Origin of the sequence: Pelagimonas phthalicica, assembly GCF_004364805.1 — a bacterium.
In the GTDB taxonomy this organism is placed as follows: domain Bacteria; phylum Pseudomonadota; class Alphaproteobacteria; order Rhodobacterales; family Rhodobacteraceae; genus Pelagimonas; species Pelagimonas phthalicica.
In genome coordinates this window covers 632,659-658,740 of sequence record NZ_SOAP01000002.1, presented here as the reverse complement: position 1 = coordinate 658,740, position 26,082 = coordinate 632,659, and the positions used below count along the sequence as shown (strand labels likewise).

The window sequence follows — 26,082 nt, the reverse complement described above, 5'->3', positions numbered from 1 at the left end:
ACGGAGTAGTGCAATGGGTGCTCAAAACGGCAAGGACCTTTTGGTCAAAGTGGATCTGACCGGTGACGGTTCGTTCGAAACAATGGCGGGGCTGCGTGCCACCCGCGTCAGTTTTAACGCTGAGCAGGTTGATGTGACCACGCTGGAAAGCCAAGGCGGCTGGCGTGAACTGCTGGCAGGCGCCGGTGTCAAATCTGCCAATATCTCTGGCTCTGGCGTCTTCAAGGATGCCCAAACCGACGAGCGTGCGCGCCAGATCTTCTTTGACGGTGAAACGCCGGATTTCCAGGTGATCATTCCTGATTTTGGCACGGTTGAAGGCGCGTTCCAGGTGACCAGCATCGAATATGCCGGCTCGCATAACGGTGAAGCGACCTACGAGGTCTCCCTGGCCTCGGCCGGCGAGCTGAACTTTATCGCGGTGCCTGTGGTCTGATGGGCAATCCGTGGAGGGGGGAGGTGGCGCTGACCATAGATGGCGAGCGTCACCTCATGCGGCTGACACTGGGGGCTTTGGCTGAGCTCGAAGCCCAGCTGGAGAGCGGATCTTTGGTGGATCTGGTGCAGCGGTTTGAACAAGGCGGCTTTAGCACGCGCGACGTGCTGGCGCTGATCGTGGCCGGATTGCGCGGTGGTGGTTGGCAGGGGCAGGCCAGAGATCTCGTCAATGCCGAGATCGCTGGTGGGCCTATGGCAGCCACCAAAGCAGCGGCAGAGCTGCTCGCGCGGGCCTTCATGATGCCGGAGCAGGCGGATGAAGGGGTTTGATTGGCCTGTATTGATGCGTGCTGGGATGCGCGGGCTTGGCCTGCGCCCCCGAGAGTTTTGGGACCTGACCCCGGCGGAGTTGCAAATGTTGCTGGGTGAGGGCGAGGGCGGACAACCGATGGGGCGGTCACAGCTGAACAAGCTGATGGATGCGTTCCCGGATGTGACAGCGCCGCAGGAAAAGGAGATGCTCCGAAATGAGCGAGATTGAGATGATCGATGGCTTGCAGGAACAGGTCGATGCCTTGGAAAACTCGCTTGGCGGGGCGATTGGCGTCGCGGCGCAGTTTGATCAGGAGCTGCGTCGGGTTCAAAACAGCTTTGGGCAAGTGGGGCAGGGTGCTGCCAAGCTTGAACGCTCGTTGAGTTCTGGCGTTGCCAAGGCGATTGACGGGGTTGTGCTGGATGGGATGAAACTGTCTGACGCGCTGCGTGTGGTTGCCAATTCCATGATTGACGCGGCCTGGAAAGCGGCTGTGCGCCCGGTCTCTGATCACATCGGCGGGATGATTGCCCAAGGCGCGTCGGCCTTGTTTGGCACCTATTCGCCCTTTGCAGATGGCGGCAGCTTTGCGCAGGGGCGCGTTATGCCCTTTGCCAATGGAGGTATTGTCAGCGGTCCGGTGACCTTTCCGATGCGGGGTGGCATAGGGCTGATGGGCGAAGCCGGGCCAGAGGCGATTATGCCGCTGACACGTGGTGCTGATGGCAAACTGGGCGTGCGCGCGCAGGGCGGTGGTCAGCCGGTCAGCATCGTTATGAATATTCAAACCCCGGATGTGCAGGGGTTCCAACGCAGCCAAAGCCAGATCGCTGCCCAGATGGGTCGCGCGCTGAGTCATGGCGCTCGCAATCGCTGATTGGAGGGTAAAATGTCGTTTCATGAAATTCGTTTTCCGGCGGATCTGAGCTTTGGGTCCATTGGCGGACCGGAACGCCGCACGGATATCGTTCAACTGACCAGCGGTCACGAAGAGCGCAACACCCCCTGGGCGCATTCGCGCCGTCGCTATGACGCGGGTCTGGGGCTGCGGTCCTTGGATGATGTCGAAGCGCTGATCGCCTTTTTTGAAGCGCGTCAGGGGCAGGTCTATGGCTTTCGTTGGAAAGACTGGGCGGATTACAAATCCTCGGCTCCGTCGCGCCCTGTTGCGATGGGGGATCAGGTGATCGCCTATGGCGACGGTGTCTCGCGCAGCTTTCAGCTGATCAAGAACTATACCTCGGGTGGCGTGACCTATGCGCGCCCGATCACGAAACCCGTTGCCGGTTCGGTGATTGCCGCTGTGCAAGATGTAGAGCGTCGCGAAGGCGTTCATTTCGAGATCGATGTGGATACCGGGATCATCACCTTTGACGAGGTTCCGCTGGACGGTGTCGAAATTTCTGCCGGATTCGAATTCGACGTGCCTGTGCGTTTTGACACGGACCGGATCAATGTCTCGGTCGCCAGCTTCAAAGCGGGTCAGGTGCCGGATGTGCCGGTTGTGGAGGTGCGGGTCTGATGTCTGGCGCTGATGCACTTCATGATCATTTGCAAACCGGGGTCGGCTCTGTCTGCCGAACCTGGGCGGTGATCCGCAAAGATGGCACGATCTTTGGCTTTACAGATCATGACCGGGATCTCTCCTTTGAAGGCTATACCTTCAAGGCGGATACCGGCCTGTCCGCCAAGGCGTTGCAACAGGCGACCGGTCTGTCCGTGGACAATACCGAGGCCATGGGTGGCCTGAGCGATGCCGCCATCAAGGAAGAGGATATTGCGGCTGGCCGGTTCGACGGGGCCGAGGTCATAGCCTGGCTGGTCAACTGGGCGGATGTTTCGGCGCGTCGCATCATGTTTCGCGGAGAGATCGGTGAGATCCGGCGCGGAAGCGGTGCCTTTCATGCCGAATTGCGCGGGTTGACCGAAGCCCTGGGCCGTCCGATTGGTCGCAGCTACCAAAAACCGTGTTCTGCCGTTTTGGGCGGTAAGGGGTGTGCCTTTGACCTGGATACGCCGGGCTATTTCTTTGAGGGAGCCCTGGTCTCAAGCGAGGACAACCGCGTCTTTGCCCTTGAGGGTATGACGGGTTTTGAAGCGAACTGGTTTCAGCGCGGTCGGATCGAGATCCTCACAGGTGAGGCTGCTGGTTTGAGCGGTTCGATCAAGCGCGATCGGCAGGTCGGGGATCAACGTATGCTCGACATTTGGGAGCCGCTGCGCCTTGCTGTCAGTGTCGGTGATACGGTGCGGATCTCGGCCGGGTGCGACAAGCGCATGGAGACTTGTCGCCTCAAGTTCAACAACCTGCTGAACTATCAGGGGTTTCCGGACATTCCCGAAGAGGACTGGATCACTGTTCATCCAACAGTCGCCAAAAACACGGCCGGTGGGAGCAGACGATGAACAAGATCGTGGCGACTGCCAGAGAATGGATTGGAACCCCTTATGTTCACCAAGCCTCGTGCAAGGGGGCGGGCAGCGATTGCCTGGGTCTTTTGCGCGGTGTTTGGCGAGATGTCATTGGGGACGAGCCGGAACAGGTTCCCGCCTATTCCATGGATTGGTCGGAGCCACAGGGCGAAGAGCGGCTTTGGCAGGCCGCCCTGCGCCATTTGAAACCCAAGCACAAACAGGATGCTGCACCCGGTGATATTTTGCTGTTTCGCATGCGCGAAGGCAGCGTGGCCAAACATGTTGGCATTCAGGCCGATGTGAAAACCGAGAGCAGCGACCGTGCCTCATTTATCCATGCCTATAGCGGGCATGGGGTGGTTGAAAGCGCCCTTGGCGCATCCTGGGAAAGGCGCATTGTTGCGCGCTTTGCCCTACCTACGGAGATCGAGTAATGGCGACAATTCTTCTCTCTGCCGCAGGCGCGGCAATTGGCAGCTCAATCGGTGGCTCTGTTCTGGGGCTGTCCATGACGGCGGTTGGTCGCTTTCTCGGGGCCTCTATCGGGCGTCGCATTGACCAACGGCTGTTGGGGCAGGGGTCTGAAGCCATTGAAATGGGGCGGATTGAACGATTCCGTCTTAGCGGTGCGGGTGATGGCGCTCCGATTGCACAGGTCTATGGCCGGATGCGGGTTGGCGGTCATGTGATCTGGTCAACCGAGTTCAAAGAGAATGTCAAGAAATCCGGTGGCGGCGGTAAAGGCGCGCCTCCTCAGCCTGAGGTCAAGGAATATAGCTATTCCCTGAGCCTGGCCGTCGCGCTGTGCGAGGGTGAGATTACCGGTGTTAACCGCGTTTGGGCGGACGGCACTGAGGTTGCCCTCAAGGATCTGAATATGCAGGTCTATACCGGGTCCGATGATCAAATGCCGGACCCGACCATGGAGGCCGTTGAAGGCGCGGGGCGGGTGCCCGCCTATCGCGGCACCGCCTATGTCGTGTTCCAGGATCTGCAGCTGAGCCGCTTCGGCAACCGCGTTCCCCAATTCAGTTTTGAGGTCACTCGTCCAGAATTGCAGGACGAGGCGGATGTGCCTTTGGCGATCAAGGGCGTTGCCATGATTCCGGGAACCGGTGAATACGCTTTGGCCACCGATCCGGTTTATTTGACCTATTGGGAAGGTGGCTCCGGACCATTTGGAGGTTTGCCGGCTCCTTCTTCCAAGGGGGTGGTGAATGTGAATTCGCCATCCGACGAGCCGGATTTCAATACTGCCTTGGCACAGCTTGAGGATGACCTCCCCAATTGCGGAGCCGCGTCTTTGGTGGTGAGCTGGTTTGGCAGCGACTTGCGTTGTGGCCAATGTGAAATCCAGCCCAAGGTTGAACAGAACGAGTTTGATTCCGAGGACATGCCGTGGCGTGTCAGCGGGGCCACCCGTGCGTCGGCGCAGCTGGTGCCGCAAGTCGATGACAAAGTCGTCTATGGCGGCACACCAACCGATCAATCGGTTATTCAATCCATTCGACGCATGGCGGCTCAGGGCCAAAAGGTGATGTATTATCCATTTATCCTGATGGATCAGTTGGCAGGCAATGGTCTGCCTGACCCTTGGTCTGATGCGGATGATCAGGCCGTTCTGCCTTGGCGCGGGCGGATCACGCTGTCCAAGGCACCGGGTCAAGATGGCTCACCGGATCAGACAGCTGTGGCAGATTCTGAGGTGGCGGCATTCTTTGGCACGGCCAGCGCGTCTGATTTTGGGACCGATGGTGAAACCATCACTTACTCCGGCCCTGCGGAGTGGAGCTACCGCCGCTTTATCCTGCATCAGGCAATGCTGTGTCAGGTGGCGGGCAATGTGGAGTCTTTCTGTATTGGTTCCGAAATGCGTGGGCTGACACAGATCCGCGGCGCGAGCGGTTTCCCTGCGGTTGCGCAGCTGATTTCGTTGGTGGCAGAATGTCGTGCTATCCTGGGGCCAGAGGTGAAAATCGGCTATGCAGCGGATTGGTCCGAGTATTTCGGCTACCATCCACAGGATGGGTCGGGCGATCTGTATTTCCATCTTGATCCGCTTTGGGCGGATGTGAACATCGATTTTATCGGCATCGACAACTACATGCCAATCGCGGATTGGCGCGAGGGTGATGATCACGCGGACGCGGATTGGGGAACCACCTATAACCTTGACTACTTGCGCGCCAATATCGAAGGCGGCGAAGGTTATGACTGGTACTACGACTCGCCCGAAGCGCGCGAGGTGCAGCGGCGTGCACCCATTACCGATGGCGCATATGGTGAGCCTTGGGTCTGGCGCTACAAGGATATTCGCAACTGGTGGGGTAATGCCCATCACGAGCGTGTCGGTGGCGTGCGCAATGCGACACCCACCGCGTGGTTGCCGCAATCAAAACCGATCTGGTTCACCGAACTGGGCTGCGCTGCGATAGACAAGGGCACCAACCAGCCCAACAAGTTCCTTGATCCGAAGTCGTCGGAATCCTCATTGCCGCATTATTCCAATGGGTTGCGGGACGAATATATCCAGCGCCAATACCTGAAGGCGATGATCGGCTATTGGTCCGAGACCGATAATAACCCGGTCTCCGAGGTCTATGACGCGCCCATGTTGGATATGGATCATGCCTTTGTCTGGGCATGGGATGCACGCCCGTTCCCCTGGTTCCCTGGCAATAGCGAGCTGTGGAGCGACGGGCCAAACTATCGCCGTGGCCACTGGCTTAACGGTCGTATGGCAGCGCGGTCTTTGGCCTCGGTCGTTGCGGAAATCTGTGCCCGAGCGGATCTGTATCGTATTGATACAACCGAACTTCACGGCGTCGTGCGCGGCTTTGTAGAACCGAACGTGACGGATGCGCGGCGGTCGCTGCAATCCTTAATGCTGTCCCATGGTTTCGACGCGATTGAGCGCGATGGTGTTCTGGTGTTCCGGATGCGCAATGGGTTGAAGCCGGTCGATATCGATTATTCCGATCTGGTGATCAGTTCGGAAATCGAAGGTGACCTGAGCGAAACTCGCGCAGGCGAAGCCGAAATGTCCGGTCGTGTTCGTGTCCGCTTTATCGAAACCGATGGAGATCACCAGGTTGCGACCGAAGAGGCGATCTTGCCGGATGATGAAACCCATGCTGTTGCAGAGACGGAGCTGGCGCAGGCCATGACGCGGGGCGAAGGTTTGCGCACTGCCGAACGCTGGTTGTCTGAGGCGCGGGTCGCCCGCGATACGCTGCGTTTTGCTCTGCCACCTTCCAAGCTGGAACTAGGGGCCGGTGACATTGTGCGCTTGCCATCCAAGTCTGGCCCGACCCTGGCACGGATTGACCGCGTTGATGTGATGGATCATCAAATCGTCGATGCGGTTCGGATCGAGCCAGACATTTACGAGCCTGCGGATTACACCGATGAAAGCTCAGGTCTGCGACCCTACACGGCGGTTGGTCCGGTCACGCCTGTGTTCCTGGATCTGCCTTTGCTGTCCGGTAATGAGGTCGACCATGCGCCTCATCTGGCCGCAACCGCGCAGAATTGGCCGGGATCCGTGGCGGTTTATGACAGCTCCATCGATGCCGATTATGGTTTGAACAGCATTCTGGCGGCCCAGTCGATCATTGGCGTGACCGAAACGCCTTTGACCGCCGCGCAGGCCGGTGTGATCGATCGTGGTGCACCTTTGGACATCCGATTGATCTCGGGCGAATTGCAATCTGTCACCGATGAGGCGCTCCTTTCCGGGGCCAACCTGATGGCAATCGGGGATGGCAGTTCGGGCAACTGGGAAGTTATTCAGTTCCGCGATGTGGCCTTGCTGGACGAGAACCGGTGGCAAATTTCGCACCGTTTACGGGGGCAAGCCGGGTCTGACGGCATCATGCCAAGCGAATGGCCCGCCGGCTCGATTGTTGTCATGCTGGACGGAGCACCTTCGCAGATCGAATTGGCTGCGGCGCAGCGGCGTGTCTCGCGTCACTACCGCATTGGACCTGCTCAGCGGTCATTGGACGACTCGACCTATGTGCACACGGAACAAGCCTTTGATGGCATCGGCTTGCGCCCCTATAGCCCTGTCCATCTGGCCGTGCAGGACGCAGCTGGCGATGTCGCGCTGTCCTGGATCCGCCGCAGCCGCATTGACGGCGATGATTGGGACGGGTTGGAAATCCCGTTGGGCGAAGACAGCGAGGCTTATCTGGTGCGCGTCCAGCAAGGCGAGACCGTTTTACGCGAAACACAGGTTCCGCAGCCGGAATGGCTGTACACGGCGGAAATGCAAATCGAGGATGGCCTTTCAGGTGCTTACAGCCTTCACGTCGCACAACTCTCGGCGCGTTTCGGGCCAGGGCCTTTTGCTCAGATTGGTCACACCGCATGAGACCGGTTCTTCCCGGAGATATAAGCGCGGCGGCGCGGGCCTTGTTGCCCCTGCCGCCGGGCAGCCGAAAATCAGTGGCTTTGCGCCTCATCAAAGAGGCGCAGGCCGCCGATCGCTACCGCAAAAGGTTTCGCAAAGCCCATGCCTTGTTCGGCAATGGCACCCTCATGGCGGCGGCAATGATGCGTCCTTTGGCACGCGAACCGCGTCTGGACGACCCTGATTTTCTGGACTGCCGGTTCCACATTTTTCAGGCGCTGATGGATCAGCGCCGCCCGGTTTCCTGAACAGATTTAAATTCTTGAACGGTTTAATCACGGATTTGCGTTTCGCATCAGAAACACTATCTGCTATCTTACCAAGATCAAAGGAGATCTGTGATGGCAGAGACACGTGCAAAACTGAGAGAGATCGACCCGGTCTGGGCGCGCATTCTGACCGAAGCTGAGGATGCCGTGCGCGAGGAACCCCTGCTGGGCGGGTTGGTTCATTATTCGATCCTGCACCACCCCAACCTGGAACGCGCGCTAAGCTATCGCGTGTCGCTCAAGCTTGCCAATGGCGAGATGTCCGAGCAGATCCTGCGTGAAATCTGTGACGAGGCACATGGGGCTGACCCGGATTTGGCCATGGCGGCGCGCGCGGATATCACGGCGACGTATGAACGCGATCCGGCCTGCCACCGTTTCCTGCAACCTTTGCTGTTTTTCAAAGGGTTCCAAGCCATTCAGGCGCACCGCGTGGCGCATTGGCTGTGGAACCAGGACCGCAAGGATCTGGCCTATTTCTTTCAGATGCGCAGCTCTGAAGTCTTTGGCATCGACATTCATCCGGCCGCGCGGATCGGCCGTGGCATCATGATCGACCACGCCCATTCCATCGTGATTGGTGAAACGGCGGTTGTTGGTGACAACGTGTCGATGCTGCATTCCGTAACCTTGGGCGGCACCGGCAAAGAGGAAGAGGATCGCCATCCGAAAATCGGCAATGGTGTGCTGATTGGGGCCGGGGCCAAGGTGCTTGGCAATATCAGCGTGGGCCATTGTTCTCGCGTGGCCGCAGGCTCTGTTGTTTTGGAAGAAGTCCCGCCCTGCACAACAGTCGCGGGCGTTCCGGCACGGATCGTCGGGAAGGCCGGCTGCGACCAACCCTCAATCGAGATGGATCAGTTGCTGCATGGCAAGGCCTGATTGTTCGAACATTGCAAAAAAGAAACCCCCGCGCCAGATTTGGCCGGGGGTTATTCTTTGCCGTGGTCAATCTTTGACTTGAAGCTCTCTGAGGCAGGCATGTCCTGAGAGAGCCGACCAAGGGCTATTTATCCCTAGTGAATGGCCAACGGTTTTAGGCCAACATCACCATCGGGTTTTCCAGATTATCGACAATAGCTTGTAACAACTCGGCCCCCAAAGCCCCGTCGATCACCCGGTGATCCACACTGAGGGTCACAGACATGACTGTGGCCACGGAGAGCTCGCCTTTTTCGTCAACCACCGGTTTTTTCACACCCGCGCCGACCGCAAGGATCGCGCCATGGGGCGGATTGATGACCGCGTCGAAATTGTCGATCCCGAACATGCCAAGGTTGGATATGGCGAAACTGCCGCCCTGATATTCATGCGGCGCAAGTTTGCGATCTCGTGCGCGGCTGGCCAGATCTTTCATCTCAGCAGACAGGGCTGACAAGGTTTTATTATGGGCGTCTTGCAAAACCGGGGTGAACAGCCCGCCCTCGATGGCCACAGCAACGGCGACATCAGACGGGGTCAGTTGCAAAACACGATCGCCCGCCCAGACGGCATTGGCTGCTGGGACTGATTGGAGGGCGTTGGCGCAGGCTTTGATGATGAAATCATTGACGCTGAGCTTGATCTCACGGGCCGCCAATTGCTTGTTCAACTGGCTGCGGAAAGCCAGAAGCGCGTCGAGTTTGATGTCGCGGCGCAGGTAGAAATGCGGGATGCTTTGTTTGGCTTCGGTCAGGCGCGCGGCGATGGTCTTGCGCATGCCATCAAGCGGCACCTCGACATGTTCGCGCCCTTCATACATGCGCGCAATGGCGTCTGCCGATGGCGCGGGTGCCGTTGCTGGGGCAGGGGCCGAAGGTGCTGCTGCTGGCGTAGGGGCTGGTGCCCGAGGGGTGGCTGTCGAAGCGGCCGTGGCAGATTCAACATCGGACTTTACGATGCGCCCACGTGGGCCAGAGCCGGTGATCTGGTTGAGATCGAGCCCTTTTTGCGCGGCAATGCGGCGGGCCAGTGGTGAGGCGAAGACACGCGTTCCGTCCTGTGCGACCGGGGCAGGGGCGGGTTTATCGGAGCCCCCTGAGGGGGCCGCCTCTGCACCCGCGGCAGATGGCGGGGCCACTGCCGGAGCCTGGGGCGCGCTGGCGGTGATATCATCCGCGCTTTCGCCGTCTTCGAGCAGAACCGCGATGGGGGTGTTGACTTTGACATCGGCGCTGGCTTCTTCGATCAGGATCTTGCCGATCACCCCTTCATCGACCGCCTCGAATTCCATCGTCGCCTTGTCGGTTTCGATCTCGGCGATGACATCGCCCGATTGCACGGTGTCACCCTCTTTGACCAACCATTTGGCGAGCGTGCCTTCCTCCATTGTCGGGGAGAGGGCGGGCATCAGGATTTCAATCGGCATGGTGAGCTCCTTTGGGCGAAGCACGTTTGGAAATGGTGTGGTGCGAGGGGCTGGCCCCTCGCGCTCTCCAGGATATTTCTAGCCCAGAGAAATTAGCGGTAGGTCACCTGTTTGACCGCGGCGACGACCTCATCAGCGGTGATCAGCGCGTGTTTTTCCAGATTGGCGGCATAGGGCATCGGGACATCCTTGCCGGTGCAATTGATTACGGGCGCATCAAGGTAGTCAAAGGCCTGTTCCATCAGAACCGCGCTGATATGGTTGCCGATAGAGGCGGTTGGGAAGCCCTCTTCGACGGTGACGCAGCGATTGGTCTTTTGCACCGAGGCGATGATTGCGTCGGTGTCCATGGGGCGCAGGGTGCGCAGGTCGATGACTTCGGCGCTGATGCCCTCTTCGGCGAGTTTATCGGCGGCCTCGAGCGTGTGGGCCATGCCGATGCCAAAGGATACGAGCGTGACATCCGAGCCTTCGCGCCAGATCCGAGCCTTGCCGAAAGGGATGTTGTAATCGTCGAGATCAGGCACGTCGAAACTGCGGCCATAGAGGATCTCGTTTTCCAGGAAGATCACCGGGTTGGGATCGCGGATCGCGGTTTTGAGCAGGCCTTTGGCGTCTGAGGCGCTGTAGGGCATGACGACCTTGAGACCGGGAATATGCGTATACCACGCAGCATAGTCCTGAGAGTGTTGCGCACCGACCCGTGCCGCCGCGCCATTGGGGCCGCGAAAGACGATGGGGCAGCCCATTTGTCCGCCGGACATATAGAGCGTTTTGGCGGCGGAATTGATAATTTGGTCAATGGCTTGCATGGCGAAGTTAAACGTCATGAATTCCACGATGGGTTTCAACCCGCCAAATGCTGCGCCAACACCAATCCCGGCGAAGCCATGTTCGGTGATTGGGGTGTCGATCACACGTTTGCTGCCGAATTCATCAAGCAAGCCTTGGGAAATTTTGTAGGCCCCTTGGTATTCGGCGACCTCTTCCCCCATTAGGAAGACCTCTTCGGAACTGCGCATTTCTTCGGCCATGGCGTCGCGCAGGGCTTCTCGCACGGTTTGCTTTTTGGTCTTGGTGCCCTCGGGCCAGGGCGCTTCGGCTTTGACCGGAGGAAGGGGGGCGGTTTTGTCGGAGCCCCCGGAAGGGGCCGCATCCGCAACCGCGGCGACCGGTTGCGTCACAGGCGATGCCGGGGCTGCGGCCGCCGGGACATCCTCGCCCTCTTCGACCAGAATGGCGATGGCAGTGTTGACTTTGACGTCGGCAGTGCCCTCGGCGATCAGGATCTTGCCGATCACGCCCTCATCCACCGCCTCAAATTCCATCGTCGCCTTGTCGGTTTCGATTTCGGCGAGGATGTCGCCGGATTGCACGCTATCGCCCTCTTTGACCAGCCATTTGGCCAAAGTGCCTTCTTCCATTGTCGGAGAAAGGGCGGGCATCAGGATTTCAGTTGCCATTTATTTGTCCTCCGAAAGGGGGGTAATCATGCCGACAATATTGCCCTGGCCGTCTTCGACATAAGCGCAGCGACCGATGCCAGGGTAATCTGTCGGAGGAAGGGCTTCTGCTCCGCCATTTGCCAGCGCCCAGGCATAGCTGGCATCGCAATCGGCCACGTTGAATGTCATCGTGCCGCCGCGGACCGGGCTGCCGGGTGCCGGTACCGGGCCCATGCGTGTCATCAGGCCGCCGGTCACGCCTTTGGACATGCCGATATCGCGGCCTTCGACCAGGTGATAATTGACTTCTTCGCCGCCCGGCATCGCGCTGAATTGCCAGCCGAACAAACCAGCATAGAAGCCTTTGGCAGCTTCGACATCGGCGGCATGTATTTCAAAATGCGGCATGTCAGGCCTCTGCGTAGATGTCGGTCCACAGCTCTTCGAGCGGCGGTTCCGGGCTTTCGCGGCTGAAATCGGCGGCCGCTGAGACCACGGCTTTGATCTCTTTGTCGATGGCCTTCAGGTCATCTTCGGTGGCGTGTTTTCCAGTCAGCAAAAGGTCGCGCACGTGATCGATCGGGTCGCGTTCTTCGCGCATTTTCTGCACCTCTTCGCGGGTGCGATATTTGGCCGGGTCCGACATGGAATGGCCGCGGTAACGATAGGTCTTGATCTCAAGGATATAGGGGCCTTTGCCCGCGCGGCAGTGTTTCACCGCCTTTTCACCCGCCGCCTTGACCGCCAGCACATCCATTCCATCGACGACTTCACCTTTGATGCCAAAGGCTTCGCCGCGTGTGTACAGCTCGGGCGTTGAGGTGGAGCGTTTTTGCGCCGTGCCCATGGCGTATTGGTTGTTTTCAATGACAAAGACCACTGGCAGGTCCCAGAGGGCGGCCATGTTAAAGGTCTCGTAAACCTGGCCCTGATTGGCAGCTCCATCGCCAAAATAGGTAAAGGTCACGCGGCCATTGCCCTTGTATTTGTCGGAAAAGGCGAGGCCTGCGCCCAATGGCACCTGAGCGCCGACAATGCCGTGACCGCCATAAAAATGCTTCTCTTTCGAGAACATATGCATGGAGCCACCTTTGCCCTTGGACAGGCCACCAATGCGCCCGGTCAATTCGGCCATGACACCGCCGGGATCCATGCCGCAAGTCAGCATATGCCCGTGATCGCGGTAAGAGGTGATGCGTTTGTCGCCCTCTTCTGAGGCGGCCTCAAGCCCGACAACAACGGCCTCTTGACCAATATAGAGGTGACAGAAGCCGCCAATCAGCCCCATACCGTAAAGCTGACCGGCTTTTTCCTCGAAACGGCGGATCAGCAGCATGTCCTTGTAATAGCTTTTCAGCTCATCAGCGGACACATTGGGCTTGGCAGTCGTTTTGCGCGCGGCCATGGCCGTCTCCTCCCCAACAATTGTTTAACGCTAAACCATCTTGTGGTTTGCGTCAGCGTAGCGCGCAGATTGAGGTTCGTAAAGTGCGCGCGCAATAATAATGCGCGCGGAATAGGCACAGTTTAAAGCTTATGTTTTCTGGAGCGCTTGGGATGGTCTGACTGTCCAGAGGCCCTAGTTCACGACGATTTCGTCGGCGCGCAGCAGGCCCAGAACATCACGTGCCTGTTGATCAAGCAGGTCAAGATCGAGGAATTCGTCAGACAGGCGCAGGGTCAAATTCTCCATCCGCGCAACCTCGGCGCGCAACTCTTCAACCTCTTGTTCCAGCTTTTCACCTTCGACGATAATCTCGGCGCGACGAAACAGGCCAAAATCCCCCTGCACAGCGGCAAAGGTGAAATAAGCCGACAGGCTCAGCGTCACAGCGAAAAAGATCAAAACGCCCAAAGAGGGGCGCGATGCGCGAAGAGTCATACAGAACTGCCCTAAATCGCATCTCTTGAATGGATGCGTGTGTTGGTTGTGACATATGGCGCGCAAGGGGAAAAGAGCGTGCAAAGGATCGCTGCGAATCGGTTTGAAAACCGTTGCATTCCTGCCAAACTTTGGGCTTGGACTGGGCTTTCACGGCGGGCGCGTTTGGATGCGATTGATACTTTGTTTAACGATCACAGTGTTTCTGACGGCCTGCACGCCGCGCGGGGTGATCCAGTTTGCCAGCGATCTGGCTGGCATTGAAAGCGCGGTTCAGCCGGTCTTTATTGCCACCAACCGGGTGCGCGCCGAGGCTGAAAACCGCAGCTTGTTTTCACAGGAATTTGGTGAGGTTCGCCATCCCAAGCTGCAATTCGCGCGCATGGACGTCTCGATCCCGCCCAGCCATGAATTGGGTGAAATCGAATGGCCGGGGCAGGGGGTGGTGAAACCCTCTGAGCATTTTGTCGTCAAGGATGAGGTGCTGTTTTCCGGGCCATCCTCATTCTTGGATAATCTCAATGACAGCAGCCCGAGCCGCGATGTGTTTGTCTTTGTGCATGGGTTCAACGTCAATAATGCCGAAGCCGTCTACCGCCTGGCCCAGATTGCGCATGATTACGAAGCGCGCCTGCCGGTTATCGCCTTTTCATGGCCCTCTGCGGGCAATCCGCGCGGCTATGTCTATGACCGTGACAGCGTGATTTTTTCACGCGACGGGTTGGAAAAACTGCTGAGCGTGCTGATCCAGGACAACCGCAAAGTCTTCATCGTCGCCCATTCCATGGGCAGTCAACTTGTGATGGAAACGCTGCGCCAAATGTCGATTTCGGGCAAGCAAAAATCACTGAACCAACTGGCTGGCGTGGCTTTGATCAGCCCGGATATCGACGAGGATGTGTTCCTGCAACAGGCGCAGCGGATCAAACCGTTCCCGCAACCCTTTACCCTGATGGTCAACACCCGTGACCGGGCTTTGGGCCTCTCGGCGTTTTTGACCGGTAAGCAAGCGCGGCTTGGTTCGATCAGTGATCCGGCGCGGGTCAGCGAAAACCTACCTGTTGAGGTGATTGATCTCAGCGACGTGGAAGGCGGGGATCGGGCAGGGCATGCCACGGCCTTTACCGCGCCCGCCGCCATTCGCCTGCTGCGGCGCCTGCAATAAAAAAGAGGCCGCCCAGTCCGGCAGCCCCTGTCTCTAAAAATTCTGGCAAAGTTACCCCAGCGCGGCGACACCAGGCAGTTCTTTGCCTTCCATCCATTCCAGGAAGGCACCGCCAGCAGTTGAGATATAAGTGAAATCAGCGGCGGCTTCGGCTTTGTTCAGAGCGGCGACCGTGTCACCACCACCGGCAACCGAAACCAACTGGCCACCCTCGCTACGCTCAGCAGCGTATTTCGCGGCGGCATTTGTGGCCGTGTCAAAGGGTGCGATTTCAAACGCCCCCAGCGGGCCGTTCCAGATCAAGGTCTTGGCCGATTCAATGGCCGCTTGCACTGCTTTGACCGCCTCGGGCCCAGCATCGAGGATCATCGCATCTGCCGGGCAGGCATTGGCGGCGACTGTTTCGTTGTCGGCCCCTTCTTTAAACTCCCGCGCCACAACAACGTCGCTGGGCAGGATAATCTCGCAACCTGCCTCTTTGGCCTTGCCGAGGATCTCGCTTGCGGTGTCGGTCATGTCATGTTCGCACAAGGATTTACCCACATCGATACCCTGCGCGGCCAAGAAGGTGTTGGCCATGCCGCCGCCGATCACCAGCATGTCTACCTTGCTGACCAGATTGCCGAGCAGCTCCAGCTTGGTCGAGACTTTGGCCCCACCAACAACCGCCAGAACCGGGCGTTCCGGTGTGCCTAGCGCGCTTTCCAAAGCGGAGAGTTCGGCCTGCATCAAACGACCGGCACAGGCGGGCAGCAAACGCGCAAGCCCTTCGGTCGAGGCATGGGCGCGGTGCGCCGCCGAGAAAGCGTCGTTGCAATAAATGTCACCCAGCTTGGCCATCTCAGCGGCCAAATCAGCATCATTCTTGGTCTCTCCTGCATGAAAACGGGTGTTTTCCAGTAGGGCGACCTGACCCTCTTGCAGCGCATCGACAACCGCCGCCGCCGCCGGGCCGACGCAATCGGCTGCGAAAACAACGGATGCGCCAAATACGGCCTCAAGCGCCGGGATCAGCGGTTGCAGGCTCATATCCGGGTTGCGCTCGCCCTTGGGGCGGCCAAAATGTGCCAGCAGAACCGGCTTGCCGCCGCGATCCAGGATGTCCTGAACGGTGGCTGCGATGCGCTCGATACGGGTTGTGTCTGTGACTTTGCCATTCTCGACGGGGACGTTGATATCAACGCGCGTCAAAACGCGTTTGCCCGCCAGGTCCATGTCATCAAGGGTTTTCCAGGCCATGTTTTGCTCCCAAACCAATTGGCCTTGGTCTGCCCCTTTCTGCCCATAAGGTCAACGCCTGCTTGGCATTGGCGCGCAACCGGGCTAGGTCAATGTCAGGAAATTTCACGGAGTGAGAAACATGGCCGATATCAAGGACCCGGAAAACACCATCCTGATGGAGCTTAAAGGTGGCACCGTCACCATCGAATTGCTGCCCGATGTGGCCCCGAAACATGTGGAGCGCATGAAGGAACTGGCGCGCTCCGGTGCTTATAATGGCGTGGCCTTTCACCGTGTGATCGACGGGTTCATGGCCCAGACCGGTGACGTTGCGCATGGCAATATGGACGGTGAGAATTACGAACCGCGCCGTTGTGGCACCGGTGGCTCTGACCTGCCCGATCTGCCTGCCGAATTCTCCAAGATCCCGCATGCGCGCGGCTCTTTGGGCGCGGCTCGCTCAGCCAACCCGAACTCGGCCAACTCGCAATTCTTCATCAATTTCAAAGACAACGACTTCCTCAACGGTCAATACACCGTTTACGGCCAGGTCACGTCGGGCATGGAGCATGTGGATGCGATCGTCAAAGGTGAACCGCCCGCGAACCCTGACAAAATGATCAGCGTCAAGGTGGCCGCAGATGCGTAAGCTTGTTTTGGCCCTGACCCTGCTGGGCAGCCCGGCCTTGGCGTCGGGTATCGAGATTGAGGTTGCAGGTGAAGCCAAAGGGGTGATCAAGATCGACCTGTTGGAAGACATCGCCCCCAATCACGTGGCCCAAATCACCGCGCTCGCTTCTGAGGGCAAATATGACGGGGTGGTGTTCCACCGCGTGATCGAAGGCTTCATGGCGCAGACCGGTGACGTACAGTTCGGCAATTCCACCGCCGATAAGTTCGATATGCGCATGGCTGGCATGGGCGGCTCGGATCTGTCGGATCTGGACGCGGAATTCTCCGATGTCAGCTTTGAACGCGGCATCGTTGGCATGGCCCGGTCGCAAAACCCGAACTCGGCCAATTCGCAATTCTTTATCATGTTTGCGCCCGGCACTTTTCTGGATGGCCAATACACGGTTGTGGGCAAGGTCACCGAAGGGCTGGACGTGTTGGACATGATCAAACGTGGCGAAGGTCGCAATGGCTCGGTCCTGGGTGAGCCTGATCGCATGGTCAAGGTCACCGTGACCGACTAATCCTGCCTATAGGATCTTAAACGCGGGATCTCGCTACAGGGGCGCGCCGATTGGCGCGCTCACTTTGTTTTACGTTCAGGCCACGTAGGCCCTGGGGCAGGCCCCAGACCCCGGCAAGACCTGCTGACAGGGGATCACATCTGCGTAAGGTCTCTGGGCAGGGCTGGGTTTCTTCGTCATGGTAAAGGCAGGAGGATGGCTCATGCGTTTCTTATCTGTCTTGGCGGCCTGTTTTCTGGCGACAGCAGCTGTGGCTGACCCGAGTTTCTGGCGCCACGAATGGCCGGATACGGATTTCAAGAACACCAGTATCACAAATTGGGTCGAGATCATGTCAGGCGGCCCGCCCAAAGATGGCATCCCGGCGCTGAGTGATCCGCAATTTTTGCGCGTTGCCGATGAAAGCAAGATCGACGGGATTGAGCCGGTGATCACCGTCGAATTGCCCGGAGCCAAGCCGCGGGCCTATCCGATCCGCTATCTGACCTGGCATGAGATTGTGAATGACAAGATCGGCAATGTGCCCGTCGCCGTCACCTTTTGCCCGCTCTGCAATTCCGGTCTGACCTTTGATCGTCGCGTCAAGGGCAAGGTGCTGAGTTTTGGCGTATCGGGCAAGCTGCGCAATTCCGATATGGTCATGTATGACCGCGAAACCCAAAGCTGGTGGCAACAGGCCATTGGCACCGGGATTGTCGGGGAAATGAATGGGGTTGAGCTGAAACAGGTGGCCAGCTGGATGGAAAGCTGGGACCAGTTCAAGGCGCGTAACCCGGACGGGATCGTCATGGCGGAACCGCCTTGGAATCGCTCATATGGCCGCAATCCTTACCGCGGCTATGACAGCTCGCACCGGCCATTCCTTTACTCCGGGGAAATGCCGCCCCATGGTATTCCGCCCTTGATGCGCGTGGTGCGGGTGGGGGACAGGGCCTGGCCGATGGATCGGCTGGCCCAAGAGCGCAAGATCACAGAGGCGGGCGTGACGCTGACCTGGGAAGAAGGTCAGGCATCAGCGCTGGATCATGGTGTGATATCGAAAGGGCGCGATGTTGGATCGGTTCGGGTCAAGGATCAGCAGGGGCGCGATTTGGTGCATGATGTGATGTTTGCCTTTGCCTTCCACGCCTTTTGGCCCGACGGCAAATGGATGCGCGGCGGCTGATTACGCCGCCAGCCCCAAAGGCAGACGTTTGGCCAAGGGGGCAAGCGCCCCTTGATGTAGCCAGGTGCCGCTTTGCGCGCGCGCCTCGGCCCCGGTGCCCAGTTTGAAATGTGTGAGCCCGCGCGCGTCATCGCGGTTTAATATTCCCAGGTCGAGCTCCTGATGCCCGTTTTGCGACAGGTAAACCATGGCGCGCCAGAGCAGCAGGTTCATGGCGTTCAACTTGCGCCCGGTCTCATTCGAATGCCCCATCTGCCATGTTGCCATCAGCCCGTGCCGCAGGATCAAGGCCGCCGCAATGGGGGTGTTGCGATGCCGGGCTTCGAAAACCACGGCCCGACCGGGATTGGCAGTGGAAAAAGCGGCTGAAAAGGCCGGGGGCAGACCGCGATAGCCCTTGGTGCGTGCCTGTTCCAGTTCCGCCCTTAACAGCCAGTGACCGCGCGACAGCACATGCCGGGTCACCTTGATCCTTTCGCTTTCGGCGCGGTTCAGACGGTTACGCCATTTCTGTTTCAACCCGGCGCGCATCTCCGGTTCGGACCCAAGGGGCAGCATCGCCAGAGTGGCCGGTGTCATCAGCGGCCAAAACCCGGCGCGGCGCAAATCAGACGCCTCCATCCCCTCGGCATTCAACAGCAATGGCCGTCCATCATGCCAGTTTTGCCAACGCTCCAGCCAAGTTTGGCGATCCGCATCACTGGCGGCAACCGGGCCGCGAGACACCATATCAACCCGCCCAAAAGGTCCAAATTTCCGAGATTGAATCTGCCATGACAGCCGAACCTCGCCCTTGGTCTCGCGGGTGCACAGCCGCGTTGGACGGCCAAGGGCCGCGCAGGTCTTGGCGTATTCCGGAGATTGGGGCAGGGGCAATCGCAACGCAGACATGGGCTGAGTTAACGATATAGAAAGTTTCGAACACGTTAATACCGGCCATGAAACATGATTCTGCGCAATTTCCGCCGGGTGCCGGGCGAAAATCTCAGGCCTCGGCCCTGTCGCGACCCAGACCAACGGCGGCAGCAGCGCTGCTTTTGGCAACGCTGCTTTCGGTTCCATTCATGGTTTTGGCCGTGGTGCAGCTCAGCCTTTAGGCCAGCTTTACCAGCGCATGGCGCTTTTTGCCCGCGCTTAGCTTGATCGGCGTGCTGAGCGCTGCGGCGTCGAGCACCAGACCTGCCTCGCTCAGCGGGGCGTCATCCATCTTGGCCCCGTTTTCGGCAATCAGGCGTTTGGCCTCTTTACCGGATTTCGCTAGGCCAGAGCGCACGATCAACTGAACGATGGAAATGCCATCGCCAATCTCATCCGCCGTTAACTCCAGGGTGGGCAGATCATCACCAACGCCCCCTTTTTCAAACACCTCGCGCGCGGTGGCTTCGGCTGCTGCTGCTGCTTCGGCCCCGTGGCACAGGGTTGTCACCTCATTGGCGAGGACGATCTTGGCGTCGTTGACTTCTGAGCCTTCCAAAGCGGCCAAACGCTCGCATTCCTCAATCGGCAGCTCGGTATAGAGCTTGAGGAAACGGCCCACATCGGCATCCGTGGTGTTGCGCCAGAATTGCCAGAACTCATAAGGCGCGCACATATCGCCATTCAGCCAAACCGCGCCATTCTGCGATTTGCCCATTTTCTTGCCATCCGAGGTGGTCAACAAAGGCGAGGTTAGACCGTAAATCTCGTGATCCAGCACACGGCGGGTCAGGTCGATCCCGTTGACGATATTGCCCCACTGATCAGAGCCGCCCATTTGCAGCAGACAGCCATAGCGGCGGTTCAGCTCAAGGAAGTCATAGGCCTGCAGTATCATGTAGTTGAATTCGAGGAAGGACAGCGATTGCTCGCGATCCAGGCGCGATTTCACCGATTCAAAGCTCAGCATCCGGTTGACGCTGAAATGGCGGCCAATGTCGCGCAGGAAATCAAGGTAATTCAACCCGTCCAGCCATTCGGCATTGTTCAGCATCAGGGCTTTATTATTTTGTCCTACCGCTTCGCTACTTGAGGACCGGTTGGTCTCATCCCCGTAATCGAGGTATTTGGCAAAGACCTGCTTGATGCCGTCAATATTGGCGTCAATCGCCTCGGGTGTCAGCAGCGGGCGTTCATCGGCGCGGAAAGACGGGTCACCCACTTTGGTGGTTCCGCCGCCCATCAGGGTGATCGGCTGGTGACCGGTCTTTTGCAGCCAGCGCAGCATCATGATCTGGATCAGGCTGCCCACATGCAGGGACTTGGCCGTGGCATCAAAGCCGATATAGGCCGGCACAACCCCTTCGACCAAAGCTTCGTCGAGCGATTGATAGTCGGTGCAGTCGGCCAGAAAGCCGCGCTCGATCATCACACGCATGAAGTCCGATTTGGGATGGTAGGTCATGTCTCAGCCTCTTAATATTGCGCGCAAAGCTATAAGTAAGGTTTGAGCCGAGGGAAAGAGCATGTTGGCGGCAAAAGCGGTGAAAGCGCTGGGGGCAATGTCGGGAACATCCCTGGATGGGGTGGATGCAGCGGTTTTGCTGACCGATGGCGAACAGATTCTGGAATTTGGTACGACAGGGTATCGTGCCTATTCCGATGCGGAACGAGATGTTCTGCGGGCCGCTTTGGGCAAATGGCAGGAAGACGATTGTTCCGCCGCGCATGAGGTTGTCATCAAGGCGCATCACGAAGCCCTGTCGGGGTTCCAAGATATTGAACTGGTTGGTTTTCATGGTCAGACCCTGGCCCATGATCCAAAGGGGCGCGGCACACATCAACTGGGTGACGGGGCGGCCTTGGCCGAGGCTCTGGGCCTGCCGGTGGTTTGGGATTTCCGCTCAGCCGATGTTGCCATGGGCGGCGAGGGGGCCCCTTTGGCACCGTTCTTTCACTTTGCTTGCGCCAAATGGATCGGTGCATCCGAACCCATTGCCTTTCTCAACCTCGGCGGCGTCGGTAATCTGACTTGGGTGGATCCTGGCAAAGCCAAACCAGAGGAAGATGGCGCTTTGCTGGCTTTTGACACGGGCCCGGCCAATGCGCCGATCAATGATCTGGTCGCCCAGCGTCTTGGCCAGGATTGCGACCGTGACGGCAAACTGGCCGCACGCGGACAGGTTGAAGATGGCGCGTTGGAACTGTTCCTGGAAGAGGCGTTTTTTCGGCGTATACCTCCAAAATCATTGGATCGAGACGATTTTTCTCTGATGCTGGATCTGGTGCGCGAATTAGGCGATGCCGATGCTGCAGCCACCATGACCGGCATGGCGGCGACTGCCGTGATGCTCGGGATGGAGCATTGCCCGAAACCACCTTCCAAGGTTCTGGTTACTGGCGGCGGGCGCAAAAACCCGGTGATGATGAAGATGCTGCGCGCCAGTCTCGATTGCCCGGTCGAGCCTGTCGAATCTGTCGGCCTGGATGGCGATATGCTTGAGGCGCAGGCCTTTGCCTATCTCGCGGTGCGTGTCGCGCGGGGCTTGCCAACCTCTGCGCCGATGACGACAGGCGTGGCCGCACCGGTTGGAGGTGGGCAAATCAGCCGTCCAGAAGAGCTCGGGGCCTGATCATGTTCTGCTTGCAATGGGCCGTAACACACACCACCTGTTGAGCGTTGAGTGAGGGAGGGTCTTGTGCCGGACAATGTGAACCGAAAGAAAAAGTTTCAGCGGATCATCATCGTTTACCCGTTTGCATTGATCGTGATTGGGCTTCTTATCAACTTTCTGGCTTTTGGCATTGCACCTGCTGAAATTGCCTTGCCCGACCAGATCGGTGTTGCGGCATTGGCCATGAGCGCGGTGCTTTTGCTTGGAAATCACACCTGGCTGATGACCAGCACTGAACTGGCACGTTTGCAACATGATCTGCACGCCACACCTGAGGAATGGCACGAGGCCGGGTTGGACAAAGAAAAGGCATCTCAGATTGGGCTGCAAGAGTTGGAAAGACGGCACAACGCCCATCGCAATGCGACCGAAAACACGGTTTATTTTGCGATATTTGCCGGGCTGTTGAGCCTGATCTCACCCGCACCTCTGGCCGCTGCATTTTGGATGCTGGCATTTGCGATTGGGCGCTTGGGGCACACGTTTTCTTACCTGACCGGGCGCGATTCATTGCGAGGCATTTTCATGAGCCTGAGCTTAACCTCGCTCTATGGAATGGCGAGCTACGCGCTATTGGCTATTGGGATCGCCAACCTCTAACCCGACCGCGCCGCTCCACAAACGGTCACCCGCCTGTATGGCTCATATGGCGTGACATTTGCCCGTCGATCTTTTGGCGGGAATAGTCAAAATCATGCCCTTTGGGCTTGAGCCGGATTGCAGCGCGGATCGCTTCCTCTAGCGGTTCTTCGCTATCTGGATGATTGCGCAGGGCGGCACGCAGGTCTGCGTTGTCTTCCTGACCCAGGCACATGAACAATTCACCGGTACAGGTCAGGCGCACCCGGTTGCAGCTTTCGCAGAAATTATGCGTCAGAGGGGTGATAAAGCCGATCCGCTGACCGGTTTCCTCAAGACGCACATAGCGCGCCGGGCCGCCGGTGCTGTCGGGCAGATCGGTCACGGTATATTGCTCGCGCAGACGGTCACGCAGGTCGCTCAGCTTCCAATATTGATCCAGCCGGTTCTCATTGCCGATATCGCCCATGGGCATGACCTCGATCCAGGTCAGATCCATATCGCGTTCCGCGCACCATTCGGTCATCGCGAAAAGCTCGTCTTCGTTGAAGCCCTTGAGCGCAACTGCATTGATCTTGACCCGCAGCCCAGCCTTTTGCGCGGCATCGATCCCTTCCATGACCTGTTTCAACCGACCCCACCGGGTGATGTCGGCGAATTTCTGATCATCCATCGTATCAAGCGAGACATTCACCCGGCGCACACCCGCCGCATAAAGCCCATCGGCAAAGCGCGCCAGTTGTGATCCGTTGGTGGTCAGCGTCAGTTCTTTCAGCGCGCCACTGTCCAAATGCCGTGTCATGCTTTGGAAGAAGGTCATGATATCGCGGCGCACCAGCGGTTCTCCGCCTGTGATCCGCAGCTTTTCCACGCCCAGCCGAATAAAGGTCGAACACATGCGATCCAGCTCTTCCAGCGTCAAAAGCTCCTTTTTCGGCAGGAAATTCATGTTTTCAGACATGCAATAGACACATCTGAAGTCACATCGGTCGGTGACCGAAACGCGAAGATAAGAGATCGGGCGGTGAAACGGGTCGATTAGCGGCTGGCTCATGAAAAACAGATAGCCTTCGGCGGGGATTTGGGCAAGTCTGCGCATCGAATTGTCAGCACCGGACCAAAGTCGTAGGGTATCTGTATGAAAGTCACCGTTCCTCTCTGTTTTGCTTTGATCTTGTCGGGCTGTGCGTCTTTGCCGTTTGCCCAAAAGCCTGTAGAGGCCAAGCGCCCCGAGGCCCCGGCGGGGGCCGATTTGACTCAGCAGGTACGGCCCAAGGCCCGCCCTGGTGAGCTGGATGTCTCGGCCACTGTCGCACCCGAACGCAAACCTCCCGCAGGCGCGCGCACGGTTGAGCAATTCGACACCACCACGCCCGAAGAACGCGAAGCGGCAGCAGTTGCCCCAGTCGAGACCGGGGGCGAGAAATTCCTGGGCGAGACCGTGGCGAGCCTGGGGGATCCGACAAAACCGGGGTTTTGGTTGGAAACGCCCTTGGTGTCCGCGACTAAACAAGGGCGCGTCATGTATACAGGTTCGGGCAAATCCGCCCAGGTGGACCTGATCCCGATCGAAGGCCCGGACACGGCCGGCAGCCGCATCTCATTGGCCGCCATGCGCCTGATTGAGGCCCCTTTGACCGATTTGCCAACCATCGAAGTCTACAGCAATGACTAAACTGGGCGTTTTTGCCTTATGCGCCTTGGGGACGGTCGCGCAGGCCGAAGAACCTTTCGTTGAATCCAACCTGCTTGGCATCTTTTACCACGAGCTTGGCCATGCCCTGATCGACACCGAAGGGTTGCAGGTCTTGGGACAGGAAGAAGACGCTGCCGATGTGTTTTCGATCCTGCTGATTGACGCGCTTTACGAAGAAGACAGTGCTTTGGCCCTGGCTTATGATGTTTCGGATGGGTTCTGGGGCGAGGCTTTGGCGCGGGATCGGGATGATATTGATGTCGCCTGGTGGGATGTGCACGGGCCCGATGAACAGAGATTTTACAACACGGTCTGCCTGTTTTATGGTGCCGATCCCGATCAACGCGGCGGGTTTGCCGCTGATATGGAATTGCCGCAAGAGCGCGCTGATTACTGCCCGGAAGAGTTTGATCAGGCCTATGGCAGCTGGGGCCCGGTATTGGACAAGATGGCCGCGCGCAATGATGGCGTATCGCTGGAATTCGTCGCGGATGAGGACAGTCTGACCGCGCAGCTCATTCTGTCAGAGGTTGAGGCGCTGAATGGTGAGTTTCAGTTTGCTCAACCCCTGCGCATTATTGTTGAACCTTGTGGCGAGGCGAATGCGTTCTACGACCCCGAGGCCTCGGAAATTGTGATGTGTCGCGAGTTTGAGGATCACTTGCGCGATTTGCGGGCCTTGTTGGAACAATAACTCAGCGTAGATACTTACCAGCCTCTTTGCGTGCAAAGGCTTTCAGGTCGTCGCCATGCGCCTCTAGAAAGGCGCGGCTGCGGTCTGGGTCATGTTTGGACAGATCGCGCACCCACCAGGCAATAGCTTTCTGAATGAACCAATCTCGGTCGGGCACATAGCTGGCAGCCCAGCCCAGAACGCGGTCGCGGATCTCCAGATCTTGGTCGCGGGGAAAGTTCTGTTTGGTCCAGGGCAGGGTGATCACCAGCGCGGCGCGGCGGGTCCACATATGTTCGCTGTGCGTCCAGATCTCGACCTCGTCCAGGCGCGACGGATCGGCAATCAGGCGCTTTGAGCCGGCGGAACAGGCATGATCCGCAATCGCCCAGGCATCAAACTCCGGAACCCAAGAGGCGATCAAAGCCCAAACCTGATCATCCGGGCGAATGCGCGCTTGGGCCAGCAATTTCGCCGCCGCAACGCGCGCCTCATGAATGTTGCTCGCCCACAGGGAATTGGCCAGTTCCAGGCGTTCATCCAAATCCAGACTGCGCCGCCAGTCCCGCGTCAGATCATTGATTGCCGGGTTTGGCGTGCCGAGATAGGTACGATCGACCTTGTGGTACTTGGCGCTGCCCTCAGCCCGACCGGGAACCGTCGCCGCGCGCAGCGCTTCAAGGGCGTCATCAAGCGTCATCGGCAATCACATGTGTCGGGAAGCCGTCCAAGGTTTCCTGATTGCGGTCGCGCCAATAGTCGCCAACGCCGTCGCGCCCCTTGCCCTCGGCCCATTTGTCCAAAACCTTGCGATCCTCACGATAGTCATAGAAGGGCACAGCATAGCCGCAAGAGGTTTGCACCATGTCCACGGTCATATCATAGATCTGGCGTGCCCCGACATGTTCATCAAAGACGCCGTTCAAGTCATCAAACTCCGGGTCGCGGGCGTGAAACACCTTGGCCGTGCCATAGCAGCGCAGGATCATCGGGCGAGTTTCAAAGCCACACCACATCAAGGTCATACGATTGACCCGCGCTAGATGCCCGGCGGTTTCATTGCCCGAGCCGGTCAGATTGCGCCAGATGATCCGGTTATCGCCCAGGACTCGCAGACTGTCGCCACCCTTGGGTGAGATATTGACCTTGCCGGTTTCCGCCGCCGATCCCACGAAAAAGATCTTCTGCTCGGCAATGAAATTGCGGTGATCGTCGCTTAGGCTGTCAAACTGCTTTCCCATATCGGCCGCGGCCTCCTTTGGCTTTGAGGGTCG

General features: G+C 58.4%; 30 protein-coding genes. 19 read left to right on the top strand and 11 right to left on the bottom strand.

Translation table 11 applies throughout. The features are described from left to right. Window positions 1–13: 13 nt before the first annotated feature. The 10 genes from CLV87_RS13320 to cysE all read left to right on the top strand — a co-directional run bounded on the left by CLV87_RS13320 (window position 14) and on the right by cysE (window position 8,731). Window positions 14–436 carry a phage major tail protein, TP901-1 family gene (locus CLV87_RS13320; RefSeq protein WP_099246055.1) on the top strand — a complete coding sequence of 141 codons (423 nt, stop codon included), beginning with the start codon at window positions 14–16 and terminating at the stop codon, window positions 434–436. Further along, on the top strand, window positions 436–768 hold the full coding sequence (locus CLV87_RS13315) for a gene transfer agent family protein (RefSeq protein ID WP_099246053.1): 333 nt from the start codon (window positions 436–438) through the stop codon (window positions 766–768). Before CLV87_RS13320 ends, CLV87_RS13315 begins: the two co-directional genes overlap by 1 nt. Then, window positions 755–979, top strand: a complete 225-nt coding sequence (locus CLV87_RS13310; RefSeq protein ID WP_099246051.1) for a rcc01693 family protein — start codon at window positions 755–757, stop codon at window positions 977–979. Before CLV87_RS13315 ends, CLV87_RS13310 begins: the two co-directional genes overlap by 14 nt. Further along, the gene (locus CLV87_RS13305; RefSeq protein WP_099246049.1) at window positions 966–1,628 is read left to right on the top strand and encodes a phage tail tape measure protein; all 663 of its coding nucleotides are present in this window, start codon (window positions 966–968) and stop codon (window positions 1,626–1,628) included. The genes CLV87_RS13310 and CLV87_RS13305 overlap by 14 nt, the downstream gene beginning before the upstream one ends. 12 nt (window positions 1,629–1,640) lie before the next feature. Next, window positions 1,641–2,273, top strand: coding sequence for a DUF2460 domain-containing protein (locus tag CLV87_RS13300; RefSeq protein WP_099246047.1), 633 nt, complete (start codon window positions 1,641–1,643; stop codon window positions 2,271–2,273). Then, the gene (locus tag CLV87_RS13295) at window positions 2,273–3,157 is read left to right on the top strand and encodes a DUF2163 domain-containing protein (protein WP_099246045.1); all 885 of its coding nucleotides are present in this window, start codon (window positions 2,273–2,275) and stop codon (window positions 3,155–3,157) included. The genes CLV87_RS13300 and CLV87_RS13295 overlap by 1 nt, the downstream gene beginning before the upstream one ends. Continuing rightward, window positions 3,154–3,600 carry an NlpC/P60 family protein gene (locus tag CLV87_RS13290; RefSeq protein WP_099246043.1) on the top strand — a complete coding sequence of 149 codons (447 nt, stop codon included), beginning with the start codon at window positions 3,154–3,156 and terminating at the stop codon, window positions 3,598–3,600. Before CLV87_RS13295 ends, CLV87_RS13290 begins: the two co-directional genes overlap by 4 nt. Further along, the gene (locus CLV87_RS13285) at window positions 3,600–7,541 is read left to right on the top strand and encodes a baseplate multidomain protein megatron (protein WP_099246041.1); all 3,942 of its coding nucleotides are present in this window, start codon (window positions 3,600–3,602) and stop codon (window positions 7,539–7,541) included. The genes CLV87_RS13290 and CLV87_RS13285 overlap by 1 nt, the downstream gene beginning before the upstream one ends. Then, window positions 7,538–7,828: a DUF7742 family protein gene (locus CLV87_RS13280; RefSeq protein ID WP_099246039.1), complete on the top strand. Its 291-nt coding sequence runs from the start codon at window positions 7,538–7,540 to the stop codon at window positions 7,826–7,828. The genes CLV87_RS13285 and CLV87_RS13280 overlap by 4 nt, the downstream gene beginning before the upstream one ends. Before the next feature lie 93 nt (window positions 7,829–7,921). Further along, window positions 7,922–8,731 carry a serine O-acetyltransferase gene (gene cysE / locus CLV87_RS13275; protein WP_099246037.1) on the top strand — a complete coding sequence of 270 codons (810 nt, stop codon included), beginning with the start codon at window positions 7,922–7,924 and terminating at the stop codon, window positions 8,729–8,731. Window positions 8,732–8,885: 154 nt separating this feature from the next. On the opposite strand, the gene CLV87_RS13270 is transcribed toward cysE, so the two are convergent. From CLV87_RS13270 to CLV87_RS13250, 5 genes are all read right to left on the bottom strand, one after another. Beyond that, entirely contained in the window at window positions 8,886–10,196 is a 1,311-nt protein-coding gene (locus CLV87_RS13270; protein ID WP_099246035.1) for a pyruvate dehydrogenase complex dihydrolipoamide acetyltransferase, read from the bottom strand. A 92-nt stretch (window positions 10,197–10,288) separates the two neighbouring features. Further along, window positions 10,289–11,659: a pyruvate dehydrogenase complex E1 component subunit beta gene (locus CLV87_RS13265; RefSeq protein WP_099246033.1), complete on the bottom strand. Its 1,371-nt coding sequence runs from the start codon at window positions 11,657–11,659 to the stop codon at window positions 10,289–10,291. Next, the gene (locus CLV87_RS13260; protein WP_099246031.1) at window positions 11,660–12,049 is read right to left on the bottom strand and encodes a VOC family protein; all 390 of its coding nucleotides are present in this window, start codon (window positions 12,047–12,049) and stop codon (window positions 11,660–11,662) included. 1 nt (window position 12,050) lies between these two features. After that, window positions 12,051–13,046: a pyruvate dehydrogenase (acetyl-transferring) E1 component subunit alpha gene (pdhA, locus tag CLV87_RS13255; RefSeq protein WP_099246029.1), complete on the bottom strand. Its 996-nt coding sequence runs from the start codon at window positions 13,044–13,046 to the stop codon at window positions 12,051–12,053. Window positions 13,047–13,220: 174 nt separating this feature from the next. Next, window positions 13,221–13,523 carry an FtsB family cell division protein gene (locus tag CLV87_RS13250; protein WP_099246027.1) on the bottom strand — a complete coding sequence of 101 codons (303 nt, stop codon included), beginning with the start codon at window positions 13,521–13,523 and terminating at the stop codon, window positions 13,221–13,223. Window positions 13,524–13,692: 169 nt separating this feature from the next. On the opposite strand from CLV87_RS13250, the gene CLV87_RS13245 reads away from it, so the two are divergent. Further along, window positions 13,693–14,688, top strand: a complete 996-nt coding sequence (locus CLV87_RS13245) for an alpha/beta hydrolase (RefSeq protein WP_176556033.1) — start codon at window positions 13,693–13,695, stop codon at window positions 14,686–14,688. Between the two features lie 51 nt (window positions 14,689–14,739). Here CLV87_RS13245 and CLV87_RS13240 read toward each other — a convergent pair whose 3' ends face one another. After that, window positions 14,740–15,927, bottom strand: coding sequence for a phosphoglycerate kinase (locus tag CLV87_RS13240; RefSeq protein ID WP_099246023.1), 1,188 nt, complete (start codon window positions 15,925–15,927; stop codon window positions 14,740–14,742). 121 nt (window positions 15,928–16,048) lie between these two features. Here CLV87_RS13240 and CLV87_RS13235 point away from each other — a divergent pair, with 121 nt between their 5' ends. The 3 genes from CLV87_RS13235 (at window position 16,049) to CLV87_RS13225 (ending at window position 18,270) form a co-directional block, all read left to right on the top strand. Next, window positions 16,049–16,558, top strand: coding sequence for a peptidylprolyl isomerase (locus CLV87_RS13235; RefSeq protein ID WP_099246021.1), 510 nt, complete (start codon window positions 16,049–16,051; stop codon window positions 16,556–16,558). Then, window positions 16,551–17,105 carry a peptidylprolyl isomerase gene (locus tag CLV87_RS13230; protein ID WP_099246019.1) on the top strand — a complete coding sequence of 185 codons (555 nt, stop codon included), beginning with the start codon at window positions 16,551–16,553 and terminating at the stop codon, window positions 17,103–17,105. The genes CLV87_RS13235 and CLV87_RS13230 overlap by 8 nt, the downstream gene beginning before the upstream one ends. 202 nt (window positions 17,106–17,307) lie before the next feature. Beyond that, window positions 17,308–18,270 (top strand): DUF3179 domain-containing protein, encoded by a 963-nt coding sequence (locus CLV87_RS13225; protein WP_099246017.1) that lies wholly within the window; start codon window positions 17,308–17,310, stop codon window positions 18,268–18,270. Here CLV87_RS13225 and CLV87_RS13220 read toward each other — a convergent pair whose 3' ends face one another. Further along, window positions 18,271–18,999: a GNAT family N-acetyltransferase gene (locus CLV87_RS13220; protein ID WP_235871925.1), complete on the bottom strand. Its 729-nt coding sequence runs from the start codon at window positions 18,997–18,999 to the stop codon at window positions 18,271–18,273. Between the two features lie 209 nt (window positions 19,000–19,208). Here CLV87_RS13220 and CLV87_RS23895 point away from each other — a divergent pair, with 209 nt between their 5' ends. Beyond that, on the top strand, window positions 19,209–19,367 hold the full coding sequence (locus CLV87_RS23895; RefSeq protein ID WP_166652751.1) for a hypothetical protein: 159 nt from the start codon (window positions 19,209–19,211) through the stop codon (window positions 19,365–19,367). Here the strand turns inward: CLV87_RS23895 and tyrS are convergent. Then, window positions 19,364–20,650 (bottom strand): tyrosine--tRNA ligase, encoded by a 1,287-nt coding sequence (gene tyrS / locus CLV87_RS13215; RefSeq protein WP_099246014.1) that lies wholly within the window; start codon window positions 20,648–20,650, stop codon window positions 19,364–19,366. The genes CLV87_RS23895 and tyrS overlap by 4 nt on opposite strands. A gap of 61 nt (window positions 20,651–20,711) precedes the next feature. Between tyrS and CLV87_RS13210 the strand changes: the two genes are divergently transcribed. Continuing rightward, on the top strand, window positions 20,712–21,818 hold the full coding sequence (locus tag CLV87_RS13210; RefSeq protein WP_099246012.1) for an anhydro-N-acetylmuramic acid kinase: 1,107 nt from the start codon (window positions 20,712–20,714) through the stop codon (window positions 21,816–21,818). 51 nt (window positions 21,819–21,869) lie between these two features. Then, the gene (locus tag CLV87_RS13205; protein ID WP_218012919.1) at window positions 21,870–22,460 is read left to right on the top strand and encodes an MAPEG family protein; all 591 of its coding nucleotides are present in this window, start codon (window positions 21,870–21,872) and stop codon (window positions 22,458–22,460) included. Between the two features lie 25 nt (window positions 22,461–22,485). On the opposite strand, the gene moaA is transcribed toward CLV87_RS13205, so the two are convergent. Beyond that, window positions 22,486–23,493: a GTP 3',8-cyclase MoaA gene (moaA, locus tag CLV87_RS13200; protein WP_099247751.1), complete on the bottom strand. Its 1,008-nt coding sequence runs from the start codon at window positions 23,491–23,493 to the stop codon at window positions 22,486–22,488. Window positions 23,494–23,577: 84 nt separating this feature from the next. Here moaA and CLV87_RS13195 point away from each other — a divergent pair, with 84 nt between their 5' ends. Both CLV87_RS13195 and CLV87_RS13190 read left to right on the top strand, forming a co-directional pair. Then, entirely contained in the window at window positions 23,578–24,114 is a 537-nt protein-coding gene (locus tag CLV87_RS13195) for a hypothetical protein (protein ID WP_099246010.1), read from the top strand. Next, window positions 24,107–24,829, top strand: a complete 723-nt coding sequence (locus tag CLV87_RS13190) for a DUF4344 domain-containing metallopeptidase (protein ID WP_099246008.1) — start codon at window positions 24,107–24,109, stop codon at window positions 24,827–24,829. The genes CLV87_RS13195 and CLV87_RS13190 overlap by 8 nt, the downstream gene beginning before the upstream one ends. A gap of 1 nt (window position 24,830) precedes the next feature. Here the strand turns inward: CLV87_RS13190 and CLV87_RS13185 are convergent, their stop codons facing one another. After that, window positions 24,831–25,508 (bottom strand): DNA alkylation repair protein, encoded by a 678-nt coding sequence (locus tag CLV87_RS13185; protein ID WP_099246006.1) that lies wholly within the window; start codon window positions 25,506–25,508, stop codon window positions 24,831–24,833. Beyond that, complete coding sequence (locus tag CLV87_RS13180) at window positions 25,498–26,049, bottom strand: pyridoxamine 5'-phosphate oxidase family protein (protein WP_099246004.1); 552 nt, start codon at window positions 26,047–26,049, stop codon at window positions 25,498–25,500. The genes CLV87_RS13185 and CLV87_RS13180 overlap by 11 nt, the downstream gene beginning before the upstream one ends. Window positions 26,050–26,082: the final 33 nt, after the last annotated feature.